Here is an 18,708-nt window from a genome sequence, read left to right on the forward strand (position 1 = left end):
GCTGTGGGTGTTCCCGGTCGCAGGCGCTCTCATGGCGACCGGTTCGTTTCTGGCAACCAGGGACATAGCCGGGTCCGACTACGTCACCTGGTCGGCTGTCGCCACCTCGTGGCACGAGTCGCTCTGGATCTCCGGATCGTTGTTGTCCGGTGTGGCCGCCGCGCTCGGAGCAACGTACTTTCCCAAGGCGTCTCCGGTGGCAGCGGCACTGCGACCGAGGGTGGCTGCCGGCCTGTTCCTCGTCCATGGGCTTGCCTTGGCGGTGTGGCTCTGCCTGGGACATGCCCTCGGGTTGGTCCCGGTGCACCTCGCCGCAGCGCGCCAGGCGACCGCCGGCGCGTTAGCCCTCCAGGACGTGGTCGTCGGTTTGGCCGGTGTGGCCACATTGGCAGTGATCGGATTCTGCGTCGGTGCTGCCGTCCGGCACTGGGTGATCGCTCCCGCGGTCGCGGTTCTGGCCTTCGCGGTGATGGGTCTGCCGAACGAGCCGCTGTTCATGCCGATCGGGCTCCTGCTGCCGGTACGGCAGTGGACCCCCAGTTCGCCCAGGTTCGAGCTGAACCCCGCGACCGCCGCCTTCGCCGTCGTCGCCTCCATCGCCATCTGCCTGCTTGCCGCCTCTGTCGCATCGTGGGCCGCCTCCCGCGGATCGGTCCGCCGACAGGGCCGGTCCAATTTCACCTGGCTGGCCGTGGTGGGTGCCCTGACCGCGATCGCCTTCGTGTGGCGCCCCGCGCTCACTGTGGTGGACCATCCCGTCCCACGGGTGTGCCAGCAGGTCGAGGGCACCGAGGTGTGCCTGCACGCGGCGAACGAGCCGGCCATGGCCCGCACCGTCGATGTCGTGGCGCGGCTGCGCGCCGCTGGACTCGCCCCGATGCTGCACCAGGTGACGGATGTTGGCGTGTCCGATCACGACATCCCACGCAACGGAGAGGCCCTCATCAACCTGGATCCGAGCCCCCGGGACCGAAGGTTCCTCGCCGCCACCATCCCCGACCAGGTTGCCCTCCAGGTAAGCGAAGCCATCACGCTCGGCGGCTGCCTCCAGCCCGGCCAGGGCACCGAAAGCTACGACGCCGCCACCGTTCTTTACGCGCGAATTCTTCAACTGGCAGGCTTCGACGACCTGGCGGGCGCCTTTGGCCCCGCCGAGCCATCACCGGAAGCGCGCAAGCTGACTGCCATGAACGCCGAGCAGGTCCGCGCATTCGTCAAGACCAACCAGGAGTTGATCAGTTCGTGCCGCCTGTCCGCCGGTCTCAGGTAATGCGAAGCCGTGCTGCGGGGCTGTGGCACGTCCGTGGTGGCCCACTCGCTGTCACCGTCACCGTTGTCGCATTGCTGTTCACGGTGTTGTTTCCCGAGCTTAGCGTTTCGGTAAGCGTCGTGTTCGACCTACCACCCCGGGGCGTGGGCACTCCGGAAATCGTCGCGGTCGCCCTCGCCAGCGTTCTCCCCGCCATCACCGTCCCGCGGTTTGACGGCCACGAACTCACCGCCCGACCGTCGGCCCGGCTCGGACACCTGGCCTATTCCGTGGCCACGCTCGCCGCACCCCTGGCCGTCCTGCCGATCTGGTACTGGACAATCACTGCAAGTCACCCCGACGACCAGTTTCCGCCCCTGCACGGGCTGATCGGCAACGTGGCCGTCTTCTCGTGCATCGGCGCCATACTGTGCTTGGCTCTCGGCCCGCTGGCATCCACCGTGGTTACACCCGCACTCTTCGCGGGCTTCGTGGTTGCCCAGCACGCAGTACCGAACTCGGTCCTCACCAACGAGTTTGCCACTGGTCGTTCCTGGCACACCAATTACTGGGTCACCACTGCCATGGCACTGCTAACCCTCGCCCTCAGTTGGCGCCTACGAGGCATCCCATGGCCTGACCGCCCTTGACCTCCCCCAATCAGAGGGCGGTGCAAGCCCGGATCAACAACAGGCGGGTATGGCCTCGGGGCAGGCCTGTTATCCTCTCATGACATGCAGGCAGGGGACCGGATCGACCGCGGCTCGCCGCTGCCGATGTATTACCAGCTCAAGCAACTGATCGTCCGGGACATCGAGCGGAGTCGCCGGCAACCTGGCGACCGCCTGCTCGGCGACCACGAGCTGTGCGCCAAGTACGACGTCTCCCGTACCGTCGTCCGGCAGGCCCTGACCGACCTGGAGAACGAGGGCGTCATCGAGCGGGTCAAGGGTCGGGGCACCTTCGTCGCGCATCCGAAGACCGCCGAGGGGCTGGTGCAGTCCCTCACCGGGCTCTTCGAGGACGTCGCCGCCCGGGGCGGCCACCTGCGCAGCGAGGTACGCCGGGCCGAGGTGCTGCCGGCGGACGCCGCCGTCGCCGCCGACCTGGAGATCGAGCCGGGTGAGCTGGTGATCCACCTGGAGCGGCTGCGCTTCGTCGACGACGAACCCTGGGTCTGGACGGTCACCCATCTGCCGGCCGATCTGGCTCCGGGGCTGGTCGACGAGGATCTCACCGACCGGTCGCTCTACCAGGTGCTGGAGTCGTCCTACGGGGTGCGACTGGTTCGAGGGGTGCGTTCGGTGGAGGCGGCAGTGGCCAGCGCCGCCCAGGCGAGACTGCTCGGCATCCGGCGTGGCGATCCCGTGTTGGCGCTGCGCAGCATCAGCATCGGGGAGTCCGGCCGGCCGGTGGAGAGCTTCCTCGCGCTGCACCGGGGCGACCGCAGCCGGTTCCAGGTGGAGCTGACCCGGGCGACGGCGAGTGGTCGGGCCGGCACTCCGCTCGTACTCGTGAAGGCCTGACCTCGACCGACGCGGCGGACGCGGCGCCCGTGGCAGCCGTCTCGGGTGGTGGCGAGCGGAGGGTGTGCGTCCCCGCGCCTGTCGAGCTGCCCCGTCTGTGTGTCCACGACCCTGCCCGTGCTGCCGGATCCTGGTCTCGATCCGAGTCTTGACATCCTGTCATGACAGGACGACAGTGTTTCGAAACACGACGGAAACGGGAGACGACGTGACCACCAGCGCCACCCCGCCGATCCAGCCCTTCGTGATCAGCTTCGGCGCCGACAACGCCACGCTGGAGCCGCAGGGCCAGGTCCTGACCCGGCGGATGTCCGACCTCGAAGGGCTCTTCGCCGACGGCGACGCCTGGGCGCGGGCGGTCGCCGACGGCGACCCGGTGGTCTACACCGTCGTCTCCTCACCCGTCCCCGAGGTGCCCCGGGAACTCCCGCAGTCCATCACCACGATCTACCCGGGCGAGACCGGCGGCGAGTTCTGGATGACCAAGGGACACCAGCACCCCGACCCGCAGGGCGAGATCTACCTCGGCCTGGCCGGCCACGGCGGCCTTCTGCTCTTCGACGGCGAGCGGGCCGAGTGGCTCGACATGCGCCCGGGAACCATCGGCTACATCCCGCCGGGCTGGGCGCACCGCAGCGTCAACGTCGGCGACGAGCCGTACCGGTTCCTCGCCGTCTATCCCGGCAGCGCCGGGCACGACTACGGCTGGGTGCTCGAGCACGGCATGGGCCTGCGCGCCCGCCGCGTCGGGGCTCCCGGTCGCCTCGACCTCGTCCCGTTCGGCGAACCCGCGGGCAAGCCCTGAACCACCGCCAGTTTCCACGGATAGGAGACCAGATGGCAACGAAGAGCGTCTCACTCGGCGCGGCCGGGCTCGCCGCGGTCGTCACCCTGGCCGTCGGCGTCGTCGCCGGCCGGGCCTTCGGCGGCGGCTCGGACGACGACGGCGGTGGCGGGAACGCCGGTACGGCGGCGATCGCCGGTACCAAGATCGACGTCATCGTCAAGGCCACCGAGAGCGAGTTCTGGCAGTCGATGCTGGCCGGCGCCAAGAAGGCCGGCAGCGATCTCGGCGTCGAACTCGACCTGTTCGGTCCCACCTCGGAGGCGGACATCGAACCCCAGGTACGCCTGGTCGAGGACGCCATCTCGCGCGGCGCCAAGGCGATCGTGCTGGCGCCGAACTCCTCCACCGCACTCAACGGGGTGATCGACCGGGCCCGGTCCGGCGGGATCAAGGTGGTCATCGTCGACAACGCGGTGCAGACCAAGGCCGACGGCTTCATCGGCACCGACAACGTCAAGGCCGGCGCCCAGGCCGGACAGCGGCTCTGCGAGCTGATCACCCAGGCGGGCAAGCCGAACGGCAAGGTGCTGCACGAGTCCGCGGTCTCCGGCGTACAGGTGTTGATCGACCGGTTCGAGGGGTTCAAGCAGGGGCTCGCCGAGAAGTGCCCGCAGGCGACGATCGTGCAGACCCTGGTCAACGACAACGACCTGAACAAGGCCGTCGGCCAGGTCAACGACGCGCTGACCCGGGTACCGGACCTCGCCGGGATCTTCGCCGACAACAACACCTCGGGCGTCGGCACCGCCAAGGCGGTGCAGGAGAAGGGTGCCGCCGACCGGGTCGCGGTGGTGGCGTTCGACTCCGACCCGGCCGAGGTGGAGGCGGTACGGTCCGGCGGGATCGACGCGATCGTCGTACAGAACCCGTTCTTCTTCGGCTATCAGGGCGTGGTGGAGGCGGCGATGGCGGTCGCCGGCAGCAACGCGCCGCAGCGGCTGGACCCGGGCGCCGTACTCGTGGACAAGTCCAACGTGGACGCCGAGGAACTCCGGTCCCTGCTCAACCCGCCGAAGACCAAGGGCTGAGCCGGACGGGGGAGGCGGGATGAGCGACGAGCCGGTGGTACGGCTGCGCGGAGTCACCAAGACGTACGGGCCGGTGACGGCGCTCGGCGACGTCGACCTGGACCTGCTCCCCGGCGAGGTGCACTGCCTCGCCGGGGAGAACGGGGCCGGCAAGTCCACCCTGATCAAGGTGCTGACCGGCGCGGTCGCCCGGGACCGGGGCGAGTACTCGGTCGCCGGGGTGCCGCTCGGGCCGCGCCCGTCCCCGGTGGAAACCCGGGACGCCGGGATCGGGGTGGTCTACCAGGAGCTGAGCCTGCTGCCCGACCTCAGCGTGCTGGACAACCTGACCATGGGGCGGTTCCCGCGCCGGTTCCTCGGCATCGTGGACCGGGCCGCGCAGCGGCGTACCGCCCTGGACCACCTGGACCGGGTCGGCCTGGCCGACCTCGACCTGGACCAGCCGGTACGCGCGCTGCCGACCGCCACCCGGCAGCTCGTCGAGATCGCCCGGGTCCTCGGCACCCGGGCCAAGCTGGTGATCTTCGACGAGCCGACCACGGCGCTCTCGGAACGGGAGGCGGCGGCCCTGCTGGACCGGGTCACCGCGCTGCGCGACGCCGGGCACACCGTGCTCTACGTGACCCACCGCCTGGAAGAGATGTTCGCCGTCGGCGACCGGGTCACCGTGCTGCGCGACGGCCGGGTGGTGGCTACCCGGCCGATCGCCGACTACGACCACGACTCGCTGATCCAGGCGATGGTCGGCCGCCCGGTGCAGAACCTCTATCCGGGGGAGCGGCACGAGATCGGCCCACCCCGGTTGGAGGTACGCGACCTGCGCATCCCCGGCTTCGCCGCACCCGTCGAGCTGACCGTGCACCGGGGCGAGATCGTCGGGCTGGCCGGGCTGCTCGGCGCCGGCCGCTCGGAGATCGTCCGGGCGGTCTTCGGCGCCGACAGGGTCGACGGCGGCGAGGTCCGGGTCGACGGGACGCCGATCCCCGCCGGCTCGCCCCGGGCGGCGGCCCGGCACGGCGTCGCGCTGCTCACCGAGGACCGCAAGGAATCCGGGCTGCTGCTGGAACTCTCCATCGAGGCGAACGTCTCGATCGCCAGCCTCGGCCGGGTCGCCAGCGGGCCGGTACTGCGCGGCGGCCGGGAACGCCGGCACGTCCGGCAGGCCGTCGAGGGGCTGCGGTTGAAGTACGGCTCCTTCGACGACCTGGTCACCTCGCTCTCCGGCGGCAACCAGCAGAAGGTACTGCTGGCCCGCTGGCTCGGCACCGGCGCGAAGGTGCTGCTGCTGGACGAGCCGACCAAGGGCGTCGACGTCGGCGCCAAGGCCGACATCTACCAGGCGATCGCCGAGATGGCCCGGACCGGCCTCGCCGTACTCGTGGTCTCGTCGTATCTTCCCGAGCTGCTCGGCCTCTGCGACCGGATCGTGGTGGTACGCGAGCGCCGGATCGTCGGCGAACTGCCGGCGGCCGAGGCGACCGAGGAGGAAATCCTCCGGCTCACCAGCCCGCCGACCTCCGCCGCCGACCTGTCGGCCCCGAAGGCTCCGCCGGCCCCGATGACCCCGCAAGCCCCTCTGGAGTCCTGATGACGACCCGCGACAGCAAAGTAGCCGAGGACGCCGCCGTACCGGAGTCCCCGCCGGAGACCGCGGCCGGGAAGGGCACGGCGGCCGAGCCGGAGGTGCTCGGGCTGGGCAGCCTGCTCGGCCGGGGCTTCGGCGGGCTGCCCGTACTCGTACTCCTGGTCCTGGGGCTGAGCCTGGCCACCGACACCTTCCTGACCGGCACCAACCTGGACAACCTCGGACGCCAGGTCTCGATCTACGCGATCATCGCCATCGGGCAGCTCCTGGTGATCCTCACCGCCGGCATCGACCTCTCGGTCGGCTCGGTGGTCGGGCTCTCCGGAGTGATCGCCGCGAAGGCGGTCTTCGACACCGCCGGCAGCGGGTCGGTGCTGCTCGCCGTCGTGCTCGCCCTGCTCGCCGGGGCGGCGGTCGGACTGGTCAACGGCGTGCTCGTGGCGATCCTCAAGATGCCGCCGTTCATCGTCACCCTCGGCACCCTGGGCATGGCCCGGGGGATCACCCTGCTCTACACCGACGGCCGGACCATCCAGCCGCTGCCGCGCTCCTTCACCTCGATCGCCGGGGGCGAGTTCCTCGGCGTCGCCAACCTGATCTGGCTGACCGTGCTGATCGCCCTGCTCGTCGGCTTCGGGCTGCGACGCACGGTCTGGGGCCGCTACATCTACGCGGTCGGCTCCAACCCGGAGTCGGCCCGGCTGACCGGGGTACCGGTCCGGGCGGTGCTGCTCAGCGTCTACGCGCTGGCCGGGACGCTGGCCGCGCTCGGCGGCATCCTGCTCGCCTCCCGGCTCGGCAACGGGGTACCGACCGCCGGCACCGGCTACGAACTCCAGGCCATCGCCGCCTGCGTGATCGGCGGGGCGAGCCTCTTCGGCGCCCGCGGCTCCGCCCTCGGCGCCCTGGTCGGGGCGCTGATCGTCGGGCTGCTCAACAACGGCGGCACCCTGCTCGGCGTCGACCCGTTCTGGTTGCAGGTGGCGATCGGAGCGTTGATCCTGGTAGCGGTGGGGGTCGACCAGTTGCAGGGCCGCCGGCGCGTGCGGCGGGGAGCGTGAGCGGGCGATGCTGATCGCGCACGATCTCGGCACCACCGGCGACAAGGCGTCGCTGCACACCGACACCGGCGCGCTGGTCGGCTCGGTCACCGTGAGCTACCCGACCCGGTACGCCCCCGGCGGCATCGCCGAGCAGGATCCGGCGCACTGGTGGCACGCGCTCGCCGACGCGACCCGGCAACTGCTGGCCCGGCACGACGTCGACCCGGCCGAGGTCCGAGGGCTGGCGATCTCCGGGCAGATGATGGGGGCGGTGCTGCTCGACGCGGCGTACGAGCCGGTACGGCCGTCGATCATCTGGGCGGACACCCGCAGCGGGGCGCAGTGCGCCGAGCTGGTGACGCGGGTCGGGGCGGAGCGGGCGTACAGGCTGCTGGGGCACCGGCTGAACCCGACGTACTCGCTGACCAAGGTGATGTGGGTCCGCGACCACGAGCCGAAGGTGTTCGCCCGGGTCCGGCACGTCTGCCTCGCCAAGGACTATGCCGTGCACCGGCTCACCGGGAGGCTCGCCACCGACCCGTCCGACGCCTCCTCCACGAACGCGTACGACCAGGAGCGGGGGACCTGGTCGGACGTGCTGCTCGGCGCGGCCGGGCTCGATCCGGCACTGCTGCCGGAGATCGTCCCCGCCACCGCCGTGGTCGGCACCGTGACCACGGCGGCGGCGGAGGCGACCGGGCTGCGGGCCGGCACCCCGGTGCTGATGGGCGGCGGGGACGGCCCACTGGCGGCGGTCGGTGCCGGAGTCGTCTCGCCGGCCGACGGCGCGTACTGCTATCTCGGCTCGTCGTCCTGGGTGTCGCTGGCCGCGCCGCGCCCGCTGCACGACCCGGCGATGCGGACGATGACCTTCGACCACGTGGTACCCGGGCACTACGTGCCGACCGCCACCATGCAGGCCGGCGGGGCATCCCTGGAGTGGATCGCCGACGTGCTGGAGCCGGCCGGTGACCGGGACCGGTTCGACCGGCTCGTCGAGGCGGCCGACACCGCAACGGCGGCCGGGGACGGGCTCTACTTCCTGCCGCACCTGCTCGGCGAGCGCTCCCCGTACTGGGACCCGGAGGCGGCCGGGGCGTTCCTCGGGCTCCGCCGGCACCACGACCGGCCGCACCTGGTCCGGGCGGTGCTGGAGGGCGTGGCGTTCAACCTGCTCACCTGTGTCGACGCCTTCCGCGAGCACGGTGTGCCGGTGGACCGGGTGGACGCGATCGGCGGCGGGGCGGCGAGTGACGCCTGGCTGCGGATCCTCGCCGACGTCTGGGGCGCCACCGTCCGGCGACGTTCCATAGTGGAGGAGGCGAACAGCCTCGGCGCGGCGGTGACGGCGGCGGTCGGGCTCGGCCTGGTCGACGACTTCGGCGCCGCCCGGAAACTCTCCGAGGTCACCGCCGAGTTCACCCCGGATCCGGCCCGGCACGCCGACTACCGGCGACGGCACGGGATCTTCCTCGACGCGTACCGGCGACTGGAACCGTGGAACGCGGCCCGGGGCGGCGAGCAGGCGGGCGGCGAGCAGGCGGGCGGCGAGCAGGCGGGCGGCGAGCAGGCGGGCGGCGGGTCGGCATGAGCGGGCGGAACGTGCTGGTCACCTCCCGGTCGTTCTCGTCCGGCTCCCGGGACCTGCTCGGCGAGCTGCGCGCCGCCGGCCTGACGGTGCTACGCGGCCCGACCGACCACCGGCTCGACGCGCTGCGACCACTGCTGGCCGACTCTGTCGGCTGGATCGCCGGCACCGCGCCGGTGACCGAGGAACACCTCGCCGCCGCCCCGCAGCTCGCGGTGCTGGCCCGGCACGGCGTCGGGGTCGACGCGGTGGACCTGACCTCGGCAGCGGCGCGCGGCATCGTGGTGACCAACACCCCGGGCGCGAACACCGAGGCGGTCGCCGACCTGACCGTCGGACTGCTGCTCGCCGTGCTGCGCGGCATCCCGGCCGGGGACCGCCGGGTCCGGGCCGGCGATTGGAGCGTGTCCCGAGGCCGGGAACTCGGCTCGTCGACCGTCGGGCTCGTCGGGTACGGCCGGATCGGCCGGGCGGTGGCGGAGCGGCTGCGCGGGTTCGGTGCCACGCTGCTCGGGTACGACCCGATGGTGGACCCGGCGGCGATCCGGGCGGCGGGTGCCGAACCCGCGGACCTGGCCGACCTGCCCCGCCGCTGTACGGCGGTATCCCTGCACGCCCCCGGTGGCGGCCGGCCACTGGTCGACGCCGAGTGGCTGGCCGGGGCCCGGGACGGGCTGCTCCTGGTCAACACCGCCCGCGCCGACCTGGTCGACGAGGCGGCCCTCGCCGAGGCGCTGCGCACCGGCCGGCTCGCCGGTTACGCCGCCGACACCCTCGACACGGAGTCGACGGGTGCCGGTTCGCCGCTGCTCGCCGAGGATCTGGCCGACCGGGTTGTCCTGACCCCGCACCTCGGGGCGCAGACCGTGGAGGCGATCGACCGGATGGGCTCGCTCGCCGTGGCAGACCTGCTGGCGGTGCTCGGCGGTGAGCCTCCGACGCATCCCGTCCGGACGGCCGGCGGGCCGGGCTCGGGGTAAGTGGTCGGGAGACTGACGAGCGGGCGAGAGGCACAAGGGGGATCAGCGGTGGGCGCGAGGGTTGGCGGCGGTGGACGTACCGGATCGGCCGGCGGGGGGTCGGACGGCGCCGGCTACATGGGTTTCGTCGGGGTGACCACCGGCGGCTCGTCGATCAACCGGGTCTTCCCGAGGTGGGCGGAGATCCTCGGCCTGCCGACCGACCGGCTGGTCGGGCACGACCTGCCGCTGGACGCCGACGACGCGCAGTATCGGGACCTGGTCAAGCGGATCCGGGACGACCCGGCGCACCGGGGCGCGCTGGTGACCACCCACAAGCTCCGGCTCTATCAGGCGGCGCACGACCTCTTCGACGAGGTCGACGACTTCGCCCAGCTCTGCGGCGAGATCTCCAGCATCGCGAAGCGGGACGGCAAGCTGCGCGGCGGCGCCAAGGACCCGCTGACCGCCGGACTCGCCGTGCAGGACTTCCTGCCGAACGATCATTTCGGCGCGACCGGTGCCGAGGTGGTCTGCCTGGGCGCGGGCGGCGCCGGGACGGCGCTGGTCTGGTACCTCGGCCAGCGGGCCGACCGGCCACGCCGGATCGTCTGCACCGACACCGACCCGAGCCGGCTCGCCCACCTGCGCGGGGTTGTCGAGCGCGGCGGCCTGCCGGCCGACCTCGTCGGGTACCGGCTCGTTGCCGAGCCCGGCGAGATCGTGGCGCTGCTCGACGCGCTTCCGGACGGCAGCCTGGTGGTCAACGCGACCGGCCTCGGCAAAGATCGGCCCGGGACGCCGCTGCCGCCCGGGGCCCGGTTGCCCCGGCACGGCTACGCCTGGGACTTCAACTACCGGGGCAGCCTGGAGTTCCTGCACCAGGCGACGGAGCAGCAGGATGAGCGCGGGCTGACCGTGGTCGACGGGTGGCGGTACTTCATCCACGGCTGGAGCCAGGCGATCGCCGAGATCTTCGACGTACCCGTGGATCCCGCGACAGTGCGGAGGCTCTCGGCGGCGGCCGAGGCGGTGCGGTGATCGGGGTCAGCTCGTGAGTTTCGTCCGGACCGTGCTCGGCGACGTGCCGCCGGAGCTGCTCGGCCCGACCGACTACCACGAGCACCTGTTCCAGGTCAGCCCGCTGCTGCCCGGCGACGAGCTGGACGACGAGTCGGCCAGCCAGGCTGAGACCGGGCTGCTCTTCACCGCCGGCATCACCGCGATGGTCGAGGCGACCCCGGTCGGGCTGGGCCGGGATCCGGCGGCGGTGGCCAGGATCAGTGCCGCCACCGGGATGCGGGTGGTGGCGACCACGGGCGCGCACCGGGAGGCGCACTATGGTCCGGACCATCCGTTGGTCACGGCCGCCGAGGCTGACCTGGCCGCGCGGTTCCACGCCGATCTCGTCGACGGCTGCCCGGCCCGCGACACCGGAGCATCTTCCAGGGGTACGCCAATCGCGCTGGACCCGGAGGGGCGGGCGGTGCGGGCCGGGCTGCTCAAGGCGGGGATCGGGTACTGGTCGATCAGTCCGTTCGAGCGACGGGTGCTCGGGGCGGTGGCTGCCGCGCACCGCTCGACCGGTGCTGCGGTGATGGTGCACCTGGAGCACGGGAGTGCTGGTCACGAGGTGCTCGACCTGCTCGGCGCGGACGGCGTCGACGCCGGGCGGGTGGTGCTGGCGCACGCGGACCGGAATCCGGACCCGGGGCTGCACGTGGAACTCGCCCAGCGGGGTGCGTACCTCGGTTACGACGGGATGGCCCGGCACCGGGAGCGGCCGGACAGTGCGCTGATCGAGTTGATCGCGGCGGTGTGCGGGGCGGGGATGGCCGGGCACCTGCTGCTCGGCGGCGACGTCGCCCGCCGCAGCCGGTACGTCGGGTACGGCGGGATGCCGGGGCTGGCGTACCTGCCCGACCGGTTCCTGCCCCGGCTGCGTACGCGCCTCGGCCCGGAGGTCGTACACGAAATCATGGTTGACGCACCGGCCCGGGTACTCGCCTGGAGCATCACCGGCTGACCGTCGTGGCACAGCGACTGTATGGTGCGGTGGCCGTTCCGCCGCCCGAGGGAGCTGTCCGTGCTGCCGTACCCGCGCCCTTCGGTCGACGAGATTCTCAGCGCCATGCCGGAACTCGGCCCGTACCGCAGGCAAGTTCGTGGCCGACCTGCACTGACGCCAGCGCGGATCAGGACCATGCCTGCACAGCCAGCACGCGAGCCCAAAGGCGGATGACGGCGAGGGAAGCGCCGGCAGCGGCCCGCGCAACCCTGCCGGCGGCCGACTCGTTGGTGCCACGAGGGGCGGGCAGGGGCGGGCAGGGCGGGCGATGGTGGCGGGACGCGGTGCCGAGCTGTTGCGCTCTGCGACGAGCTCGGGGCGCGCCTCGTTCTTGGAACTCTTCTTCGACCTGGCGTTCGTCTTTGCCCTCACCCGGGTCTCGCAACGGTTCGTCGACCTGGGCGGTGACGCCGGCTGGGCGCTCGTCGCCGGGCTCGGGCGTACCCTGCTGCTGTTCCTGGCGCTCTGGTTGATCTGGTCACACACCACCTGGATCACCAGTCGCTACGACCCGGAGCAGTCGATCATCCAGGCGGTCGTGGTCGGCACCATGTTCGCCAGCCTGGTGATGGCGGTGACGCTGCCGCGCGCGCTGGAGGAGCGGGCGTTGCCGTTCGCGGTCGCGTACCTGGTGGTGATGGTGGTCCGGCCCCTGGTGATCGCCGCCGCGCTGCGGGGCCACCCACGTCGGCGGGTGGCGCTCCGGCTCGCCCCGTGGGCGGCGGCGACCGCGCCGCTCTGGTTGGTCGGCGCGCTGGGCCCGGACCAGCTCCGCCTGCCGCTCTGGGCTGCCGCGCTCGCCGTGGACTATCTCGCCTGGGCTCTGGGCTGGCCGCTGCCGCGACTCGGAGCTGCGACGGTGGGTCGTTGGCGGATCGCCGGGGAGCATCTGGCCGAACGTCACCAGCAGATGTTCCTCATCGCGCTCGGTGAATCGATCTGGGGCATCGGCATCGTGTTCGGTGGCGTGGGCTATTCCGCGGAACGGGTTGCCGCCTTCGGGGTCGCCTTCATCACCACCGCGCTGCTGTGGCGGATCTACTTCCACCGGGCCGGCCTGTTGCTGCCCCAGGCGTTGGATCGGTCACCTTTGCCCGGCCGGTTGGGTGTGGCGTCGCAACGGACGCACGTGTTTCTCGTGCTCAGCGTGCTCGTCACTGCGGTCGCCTACGAGCTGGTGATCACCCAGCCGTTCGGGCAGGTGCGGCCGACGTGGCTGCTGTTCGTGGTGGGTGGTCCGGCGCTCTTCCTCGCCGCTCGGGCGCGGCTGGAGTATGAGATCTTCGGTCGGGTCGCCCGGTCGCAGCTGATCGGTTTGGTAGTCCTGCTGTTGGCTACGGCGGCGTTGGCGCGCTGGCCGCCGATGGTCGGGCTGAACGTGTCGGCCGGAGTGCTGGCCCTGGTCGCGCTGCTCGACGCGTTGCGAAGTCGGCAACGGCCGCTGGAGGAATCCGCCTCGCCGATCGGGCGGGAAAAGTCTGGCAACCACGGGCCCGAGGCGTGATCGCGCCGGGTCGGCCCCCCGACGCTGTACCACCTTGGGTGTCTTGCCGGCGGGCTCAGCACCGGCCCCAGCAGCTCAGGGACCGGGACGACGAGGGGTCCCGGCGAGCAGCCGGAGGGCGAGGACGGTGATCCAGGCCCAGTCGAGGGCGATCATCACCCGTTGGATCAGGCCGGTCGACGGGTGGTCGGTCTCCCACGCCGTACCGAAGATGCCGAACAGCGCCAGGCCGGCGAGTCCGGTCAGGATGTCGTACCCGATCCAGCCGCGACCGGTGGGGCGGCCGGCGGAGCGGCGGGCCAGTACGAAGCAGGCGACCGGTACCGACACGAACACCACGATGCCGAGGTTGTCGTGCAGTACGCCCGGCAAGCTGGTGGCGATCCCGTCCAGCGGCGCCCCGGGCGGATAGCCGTGGGCCGGGTCCATCACGAAGACGCCGGAGAGCAGCAGCCCGAGCCCGAACCCACCAACCGTCAGCGGCCCCCAGAGGTCAGCCCGCCCCGGACGCAGGGCGCGGCGCAGCCCGACGGCGAAGCCGAGCAGCAGCAGCCCGGTCAGGACGAAATTGGCGATCTGGATCCAGCCGCGCGGGCCGAGACTCAGCGCGCTCACCGGATGGTATGTCGGGTCGTAGCCGGCCCGGGTGGCGCCGTCGACCAGGAACACCAGGATGAACAGCGGCGGGCCGACCACTCCACACCAGAGCAGTACTCGGGTCAGCCGACGCGGTGACATGTTTCCTCCAGAGCTGACACGTCCGCCCCGAGGAGCGGATCAACAACCAACGGGGCGAGCAGGCCGGGTACCACCTGCTCGGCGAAGCCGACCACGGTCCGCGCGGGCATGTCCACCGCCGCGTACTGGCCGTGGCCGGCTGCGGTGGTCGCGGTCAGGGTGGCCAGGCCGAGGCGTCGTTGCAGCACCGACTGGCGCAGCCGCCAGCCGATCACCGCCGGGCGGGACAGCGCCGCCGTGCTCCGGCTGACCAGCCCGGACCGGACCACCAGGTACCCACCGACGAGCCCGTGCCCGAGCGCCCGCCACGCCACCACCGCCGCGCCCAGCGCCACCGGCAACACCGCCACCCCGACCAGCCAACTCCACCACGGCATCGCCCCAACGAGATGGCCCAGCCACGCCAGCAGCCCGGTGACGGCGAGCGTGACCAGCACCGCCCAGCCGAACCGGCGCCGCAGCGCGGCCGGCGGATGCCGACGCGGCGGTACGGCGAACGGGTCGGCCCCGGCGTCGAGGTCGAGCACCCGGGCGGCCACCGACCGCGCCACGCCGATCGGCCCGCGCGGCAGGATCGTGGTGGCCGGCGTCATGCTCCAGATCGACAGCCCGGTCGAGATGACGTTGGTGTCCGCCATCCCCATCCAGCGCCAGAGCAGCGGTTCGGCGATCTCGACTCCACGCAGCCGGCTGACGTCCCGGTTCACCTCCCGGGTCCGGAACATCCCCTGCGACGTACGCAGCACGGCGCCGGCCGGGGTGTCGACGCGTACCAGCCGGAAGGCCCAGTTCTCCGCCACGAACGCGACCGCCATGCCCAGCACCCCGAGCGCACCAACGCCGACGAACGCGATCGCACCGGTACGCCACGGACCGAGCGCCCGCCAGTCGAGCAGTCCGGTGACGAAACCTGCCGCGTCGAACCCGAACGACTGCGCCAGCCAGTAACCGCCCCAGAGCAGCCCGGCCGCCGTGACCAGCGCCCACACACTGAACACGTTGTAGCAGACCCACGACCAGCGGATCCGCGCGAAGACCCGCTCACCCGGCGGCTCGACACCAACACCGACGGAAGTCACCTCCGCCGAACCGGCCAGCAGCTCGCGGCGGAGTTCCTCGGCGGCCGTCCGAGTGACCGCGTCGAGCTGCAACGCCTCGTACCCGGTCGCGCCCGGCTGGCCGACCCCGACGGTGAGCACCCGCAGCCCGGCGAGTCGATGCCGCAGCCGCGCGGTCGTACTGACGGTGCGGATCCGCTCCCGGCGCAGCGTGCGGTGTTGCCGGACCAGCAGGCCGGTGCGGATCTCCACCAGCTCCCCGGTCAGCCGGTACCGGGTCTTGACCCAGCGCAGCGTGTCCCGGGCCGCGCCGACAACCCCACCCACGGCCACCGCGAGCACCGGGATCAGCGTCGCGGCGTGCGGCTCGTCGGCGACGAGCAGGGCCAACCCGGCGGGTACGAGCGACAGCAGCGCGTAGAGCCCGTCGACCCAGATGATCCGGGCGTCGAGTCGCCGCCACGGGATCTCCGCCGCCGGAGTCGAGTCACGCGCGGTCTCCGACGGCGGGGTCATGTCGCGTCCCCTGCCGTCTGCCGGACGATCTCGGTGAGCCGCTCGGCCGTCCGCGCGGCGACGTCCGCGTCGAGTCCAGTCAGCACGACCGGGCCGCTCGCCGAGGCCGTCGTCACGGTCACCGTCGCCAGTCCGAAGAGTTGTTCCAGCGGCCCCCGGACCGTGTCGACGGTCTGGATCCGGGAGATCGGGGCGGCCCGCCACTCCCGGACGAACCACCCCGACACCGCGTACACGGCCTCGGGGGTGACCTCCCAACCGTGTACGGCGTACCGCCAGGACGGCACCACGGCCAGGTACGCCAGCCAGACCGGTACCAGCACCAGCAGGATCGGGCCGAGCCAGCCCCGGGCGGCGGGCAGCACGGCGTACCCGATGGAAAGGACCGTGACCAGCGGCGCTACGCCGAGGATCACCCGAGTGCTCCACCAGCCGACGGCCCGGCGGTCGACCCGGTGCCGGAGCGGGCGCAACCCGATCGACCCGGCCACCGCCCCCGGGCCCGGCCCGGCGGAGTCCACCGGAGGCGACGGTGCGGTGGTCGGGCCGGTGGCGTCCCCGTCGTCCGGGTCCGGGGCGGTCGGCGGTGGGCCGGTGTGCGGCTGCTGCTGTGCCATCCTTGGACGTTGCGGCACGGGCCCGGCCCGGCGCCGCTGCCGGTCGGCCATCGGTTCTGGTCGGCTGGCCAGGACCGATGGCCGGTCGACCAGACCGGCGGCGGGCCGGAAGTTTGTACCCTCGGCGCATGGAGCTGGCCCGACGCCGTCGGCGGCCCGGTCGAGGCCGGACCGCCGCGCCGGCCGGGACCGCCCACGCCGACCCCGATGACAGGGCGCGGCGCAGCGTCCGGGACTGGGCCGTGGACGTCGTGCTGTTCGGCTTGGCGGTCCTCTTCTGGGCGTGGACCTGGCGCAGCGCGCCGCTGCACTACGTCGACGCGATCCCCGGCTGGATGATCACGGTCGACCCCTGGGTCGGCGCCGTCGCCTGCCTGGCCCTGTGGTGGCGGCGGCGCTTCCCGATCCTGCTCGGCATCGCGATGGTGCTGGTGCTGGCGCTGGCGGCGACCGGGCTCGGCGCGGCCCTGGTCATGGTGCTCACCGTCGCGGTGCACCGCAACTGGCTGCCGGCGACCCTGGTCACCGTGCTGCACCTGGTGCCGTCGCTGCTGTTCGGATACGAGAACCCGCCGCCCGGTGTCACCCGGTGGGCATACCTGACACTGATTCTGCTGATGTATCTGGTGCCGCTCGGCTGGGGGATCGCGGTCCGGGCCCGGCGGGAACTCATCGCCAACCTGCGTCGCGAGGTCGACCGGGCGCGCGACGAGCACCGGCAACGGCTGGCCGGCGCCCGCCGGGCGGAGCGGGAGCGGATCGCCCGGGAGATGCACGACGTACTGGCGCACCGGATCTCACTGATCTCGGTGCACGCGGGCGCGTTGGCGTACCGGACGACCCAGGCCGACGCGGGGGCGGGCGTCCCGCTCAAGCCGGGCGAGGTCGGCGGGGCGATCGAGGTGATCCGGGACAACGCCCGGCAGGCGCTGGTCGAGCTGGGCGACGTACTCGCCGTACTGCGGCCGGAGCGGGGCGAGGGGAGTGGCGTCGAGCAGCCGGACCCGGAAGCCGGTACGGCGGAACAGCCGGCGCCGCACCGGTCGGCGCCGCAGCCGAGACTGGCCGACATCTTCCGACTGGTCCAGGAGGCGCAGGCGGCCGGTCAGCGGGTGGCGTTCGAGATGGTCTGCGCGCCCGGCGCGGCCGAGTCGCTCCGGCCGGCGGTGCAGCGTACGGTCTACCGCACCGTCCAGGAAGGACTGACGAACGCCCGGAAGCACGCCGGTCAGAGCGAGGTGACGGTACGGGTGGAGGCCGACCCCGGTACCGGCGTCGTCGCCACGATCACGAATCCGCTGCCGTCCCCGCGGTCCGCCACCGAACTGCCCGGAGCCGGGGCCGGGCTGACCGGGCTCGCCGAGCGGCTGGCCCTGGACGGCGGGACCATCGAGCACGGAGTGGTCGGCGGGACGTTCCGGCTCTGCACCCGGCTACCCTGGCCGGCATGACTCCGGGCGACGGGCCGAGCCGCCAGCCGGTCCCGACGGGTGCCGACCCGGCCCCGACGGGTGCCGACCCGGCCGGGGTCGACTCGCCCTCGCAGGGTGCCGACCCGGCCATCCGGGTGCTGCTCGTCGACGACGACGCGCTGGTCCGGACCGGGCTGCGGCTGATGCTCGGCGGGGCGCCCGACATCGAGGTCGTCGGCGAGGCGGCGGACGGTGCCGACGTCGCCGACGCGGTGACCCGGCTGTGCCCGGACGTGGTGCTGATGGACGTCCGGATGCCGCTGCTGGACGGCATCGCGGCGACCCGGGCGATCACCGCCCGATCCGGGCACCGTCCGGAGGTCATCGTGCTGACCACCTTCGACGCCGACGCGACGATCCTCGACGCGCTCCGCAACGGCGCGGCCGGGTTCCTGGTCAAGCACACCCCACCGGAGCAGATCGTCGACGCGGTGCGCCGGGCCGCCGCCGGTGAGCCGGTGCTCTCCCCGACGGTCGCCCGTACCCTGATCGACCACGTGGCGGGCGTCGCCCCGCACCGCCGCCCCGACCAGCGCCGGCAGCGGGCCCGGGAACGGTTCGGGCTGCTCTCCGAGCGGGAACGGGCGGTCGCCGTCGCGGTCGCGGAGGGGCTGTCGAACGGCGAGATCGCCGACCGGCTGTTCCTCTCCGTCGGCACCGTCAAGGCGTACGTCTCCAGCGCGCTGGCCAAGCTCGACCTGGACAACCGGATCCAGCTCGCGCTGCTCGCCCACGACGCGGGTGACGAGTAGTCGGCACCCGTCACCCTGCTCCGGTAAGCCCCCGCCGCCCCGGCGTCTCCGCGCACCCGACCATCTTCGCGCCGCCGCCCTGTCCCGGCAGCCGGTCGATTCCGACGGCAGTTGAACCCGTCGATCCATCCGTGCGTGTCTTCTCGCGCGAGCAGTGC

17 protein-coding genes are annotated in these 18,708 nt (G+C 72.5%); 14 read left to right on the top strand and 3 right to left on the bottom strand.

The features are described from left to right. Positions 1-31 precede the first annotated feature (31 nt). The 12 genes from V1634_RS05630 to V1634_RS05685 all read left to right on the top strand — a co-directional run bounded on the left by V1634_RS05630 (position 32) and on the right by V1634_RS05685 (position 13,397). Positions 32-1,270: a hypothetical protein gene (locus tag V1634_RS05630; RefSeq protein ID WP_331206658.1), complete on the top strand. Its 1,239-nt coding sequence runs from the start codon at positions 32-34 to the stop codon at positions 1,268-1,270. Between the two features lie 71 nt (positions 1,271-1,341). After that, positions 1,342-1,899, top strand: a complete 558-nt coding sequence (locus V1634_RS05635; protein WP_331206659.1) for a hypothetical protein — start codon at positions 1,342-1,344, stop codon at positions 1,897-1,899. An 84-nt stretch (positions 1,900-1,983) separates the two neighbouring features. After that, a complete protein-coding gene (locus V1634_RS05640; RefSeq protein WP_331206660.1) occupies positions 1,984-2,775 on the top strand; it encodes a GntR family transcriptional regulator in 792 nt (263 codons plus the stop codon). 208 nt (positions 2,776-2,983) lie between these two features. Further along, positions 2,984-3,580, top strand: a complete 597-nt coding sequence (locus tag V1634_RS05645; RefSeq protein WP_331206661.1) for a glucose-6-phosphate isomerase family protein — start codon at positions 2,984-2,986, stop codon at positions 3,578-3,580. Positions 3,581-3,612: 32 nt separating this feature from the next. Beyond that, positions 3,613-4,650, top strand: coding sequence for an ABC transporter substrate-binding protein (locus V1634_RS05650; protein WP_331206662.1), 1,038 nt, complete (start codon positions 3,613-3,615; stop codon positions 4,648-4,650). Between the two features lie 19 nt (positions 4,651-4,669). After that, positions 4,670-6,238, top strand: coding sequence for a sugar ABC transporter ATP-binding protein (locus V1634_RS05655; protein WP_331206663.1), 1,569 nt, complete (start codon positions 4,670-4,672; stop codon positions 6,236-6,238). After that, complete coding sequence (locus tag V1634_RS05660; protein ID WP_331206664.1) at positions 6,238-7,296, top strand: ABC transporter permease; 1,059 nt, start codon at positions 6,238-6,240, stop codon at positions 7,294-7,296. Before V1634_RS05655 ends, V1634_RS05660 begins: the two co-directional genes overlap by 1 nt. Positions 7,297-7,303: 7 nt before the next feature. Then, positions 7,304-8,869 carry a xylulokinase gene (gene xylB / locus V1634_RS05665; protein WP_331206665.1) on the top strand — a complete coding sequence of 522 codons (1,566 nt, stop codon included), beginning with the start codon at positions 7,304-7,306 and terminating at the stop codon, positions 8,867-8,869. After that, entirely contained in the window at positions 8,866-9,846 is a 981-nt protein-coding gene (locus V1634_RS05670) for a phosphoglycerate dehydrogenase (protein ID WP_331206666.1), read from the top strand. The genes xylB and V1634_RS05670 overlap by 4 nt, the downstream gene beginning before the upstream one ends. A 48-nt stretch (positions 9,847-9,894) precedes the next feature. Continuing rightward, positions 9,895-10,866 carry a shikimate dehydrogenase family protein gene (locus V1634_RS05675; RefSeq protein WP_331206667.1) on the top strand — a complete coding sequence of 324 codons (972 nt, stop codon included), beginning with the start codon at positions 9,895-9,897 and terminating at the stop codon, positions 10,864-10,866. Between the two features lie 13 nt (positions 10,867-10,879). Continuing rightward, positions 10,880-11,851 carry a phosphotriesterase family protein gene (locus V1634_RS05680; RefSeq protein ID WP_331206668.1) on the top strand — a complete coding sequence of 324 codons (972 nt, stop codon included), beginning with the start codon at positions 10,880-10,882 and terminating at the stop codon, positions 11,849-11,851. Between the two features lie 337 nt (positions 11,852-12,188). Further along, positions 12,189-13,397 (top strand): low temperature requirement protein A, encoded by a 1,209-nt coding sequence (locus V1634_RS05685; RefSeq protein ID WP_331206669.1) that lies wholly within the window; start codon positions 12,189-12,191, stop codon positions 13,395-13,397. Between the two features lie 75 nt (positions 13,398-13,472). Here the strand turns inward: V1634_RS05685 and V1634_RS05690 are convergent, their stop codons facing one another. The 3 genes from V1634_RS05690 to V1634_RS05700 are packed head-to-tail and all read right to left on the bottom strand — an operon-like array spanning position 13,473 to position 16,326. Next, the gene (locus V1634_RS05690) at positions 13,473-14,135 is read right to left on the bottom strand and encodes a DUF998 domain-containing protein (RefSeq protein WP_331206670.1); all 663 of its coding nucleotides are present in this window, start codon (positions 14,133-14,135) and stop codon (positions 13,473-13,475) included. Then, positions 14,117-15,709, bottom strand: a complete 1,593-nt coding sequence (locus V1634_RS05695) for a PH domain-containing protein (RefSeq protein ID WP_331206671.1) — start codon at positions 15,707-15,709, stop codon at positions 14,117-14,119. Before V1634_RS05695 ends, V1634_RS05690 begins: the two co-directional genes overlap by 19 nt. Continuing rightward, complete coding sequence (locus V1634_RS05700; protein WP_331206672.1) at positions 15,706-16,326, bottom strand: PH domain-containing protein; 621 nt, start codon at positions 16,324-16,326, stop codon at positions 15,706-15,708. The genes V1634_RS05695 and V1634_RS05700 overlap by 4 nt, the downstream gene beginning before the upstream one ends. Before the next feature lie 128 nt (positions 16,327-16,454). Between V1634_RS05700 and V1634_RS05705 the strand changes: the two genes are divergently transcribed. Both V1634_RS05705 and V1634_RS05710 read left to right on the top strand, forming a co-directional pair. Beyond that, complete coding sequence (locus V1634_RS05705; protein WP_331206673.1) at positions 16,455-17,777, top strand: sensor histidine kinase; 1,323 nt, start codon at positions 16,455-16,457, stop codon at positions 17,775-17,777. After that, complete coding sequence (locus V1634_RS05710; protein WP_331206674.1) at positions 17,774-18,550, top strand: response regulator transcription factor; 777 nt, start codon at positions 17,774-17,776, stop codon at positions 18,548-18,550. The genes V1634_RS05705 and V1634_RS05710 overlap by 4 nt, the downstream gene beginning before the upstream one ends. Positions 18,551-18,708: the final 158 nt, after the last annotated feature.

Source organism: Plantactinospora veratri (assembly GCF_036421995.1).
Classification (GTDB): domain Bacteria; phylum Actinomycetota; class Actinomycetes; order Mycobacteriales; family Micromonosporaceae; genus Plantactinospora; species Plantactinospora veratri.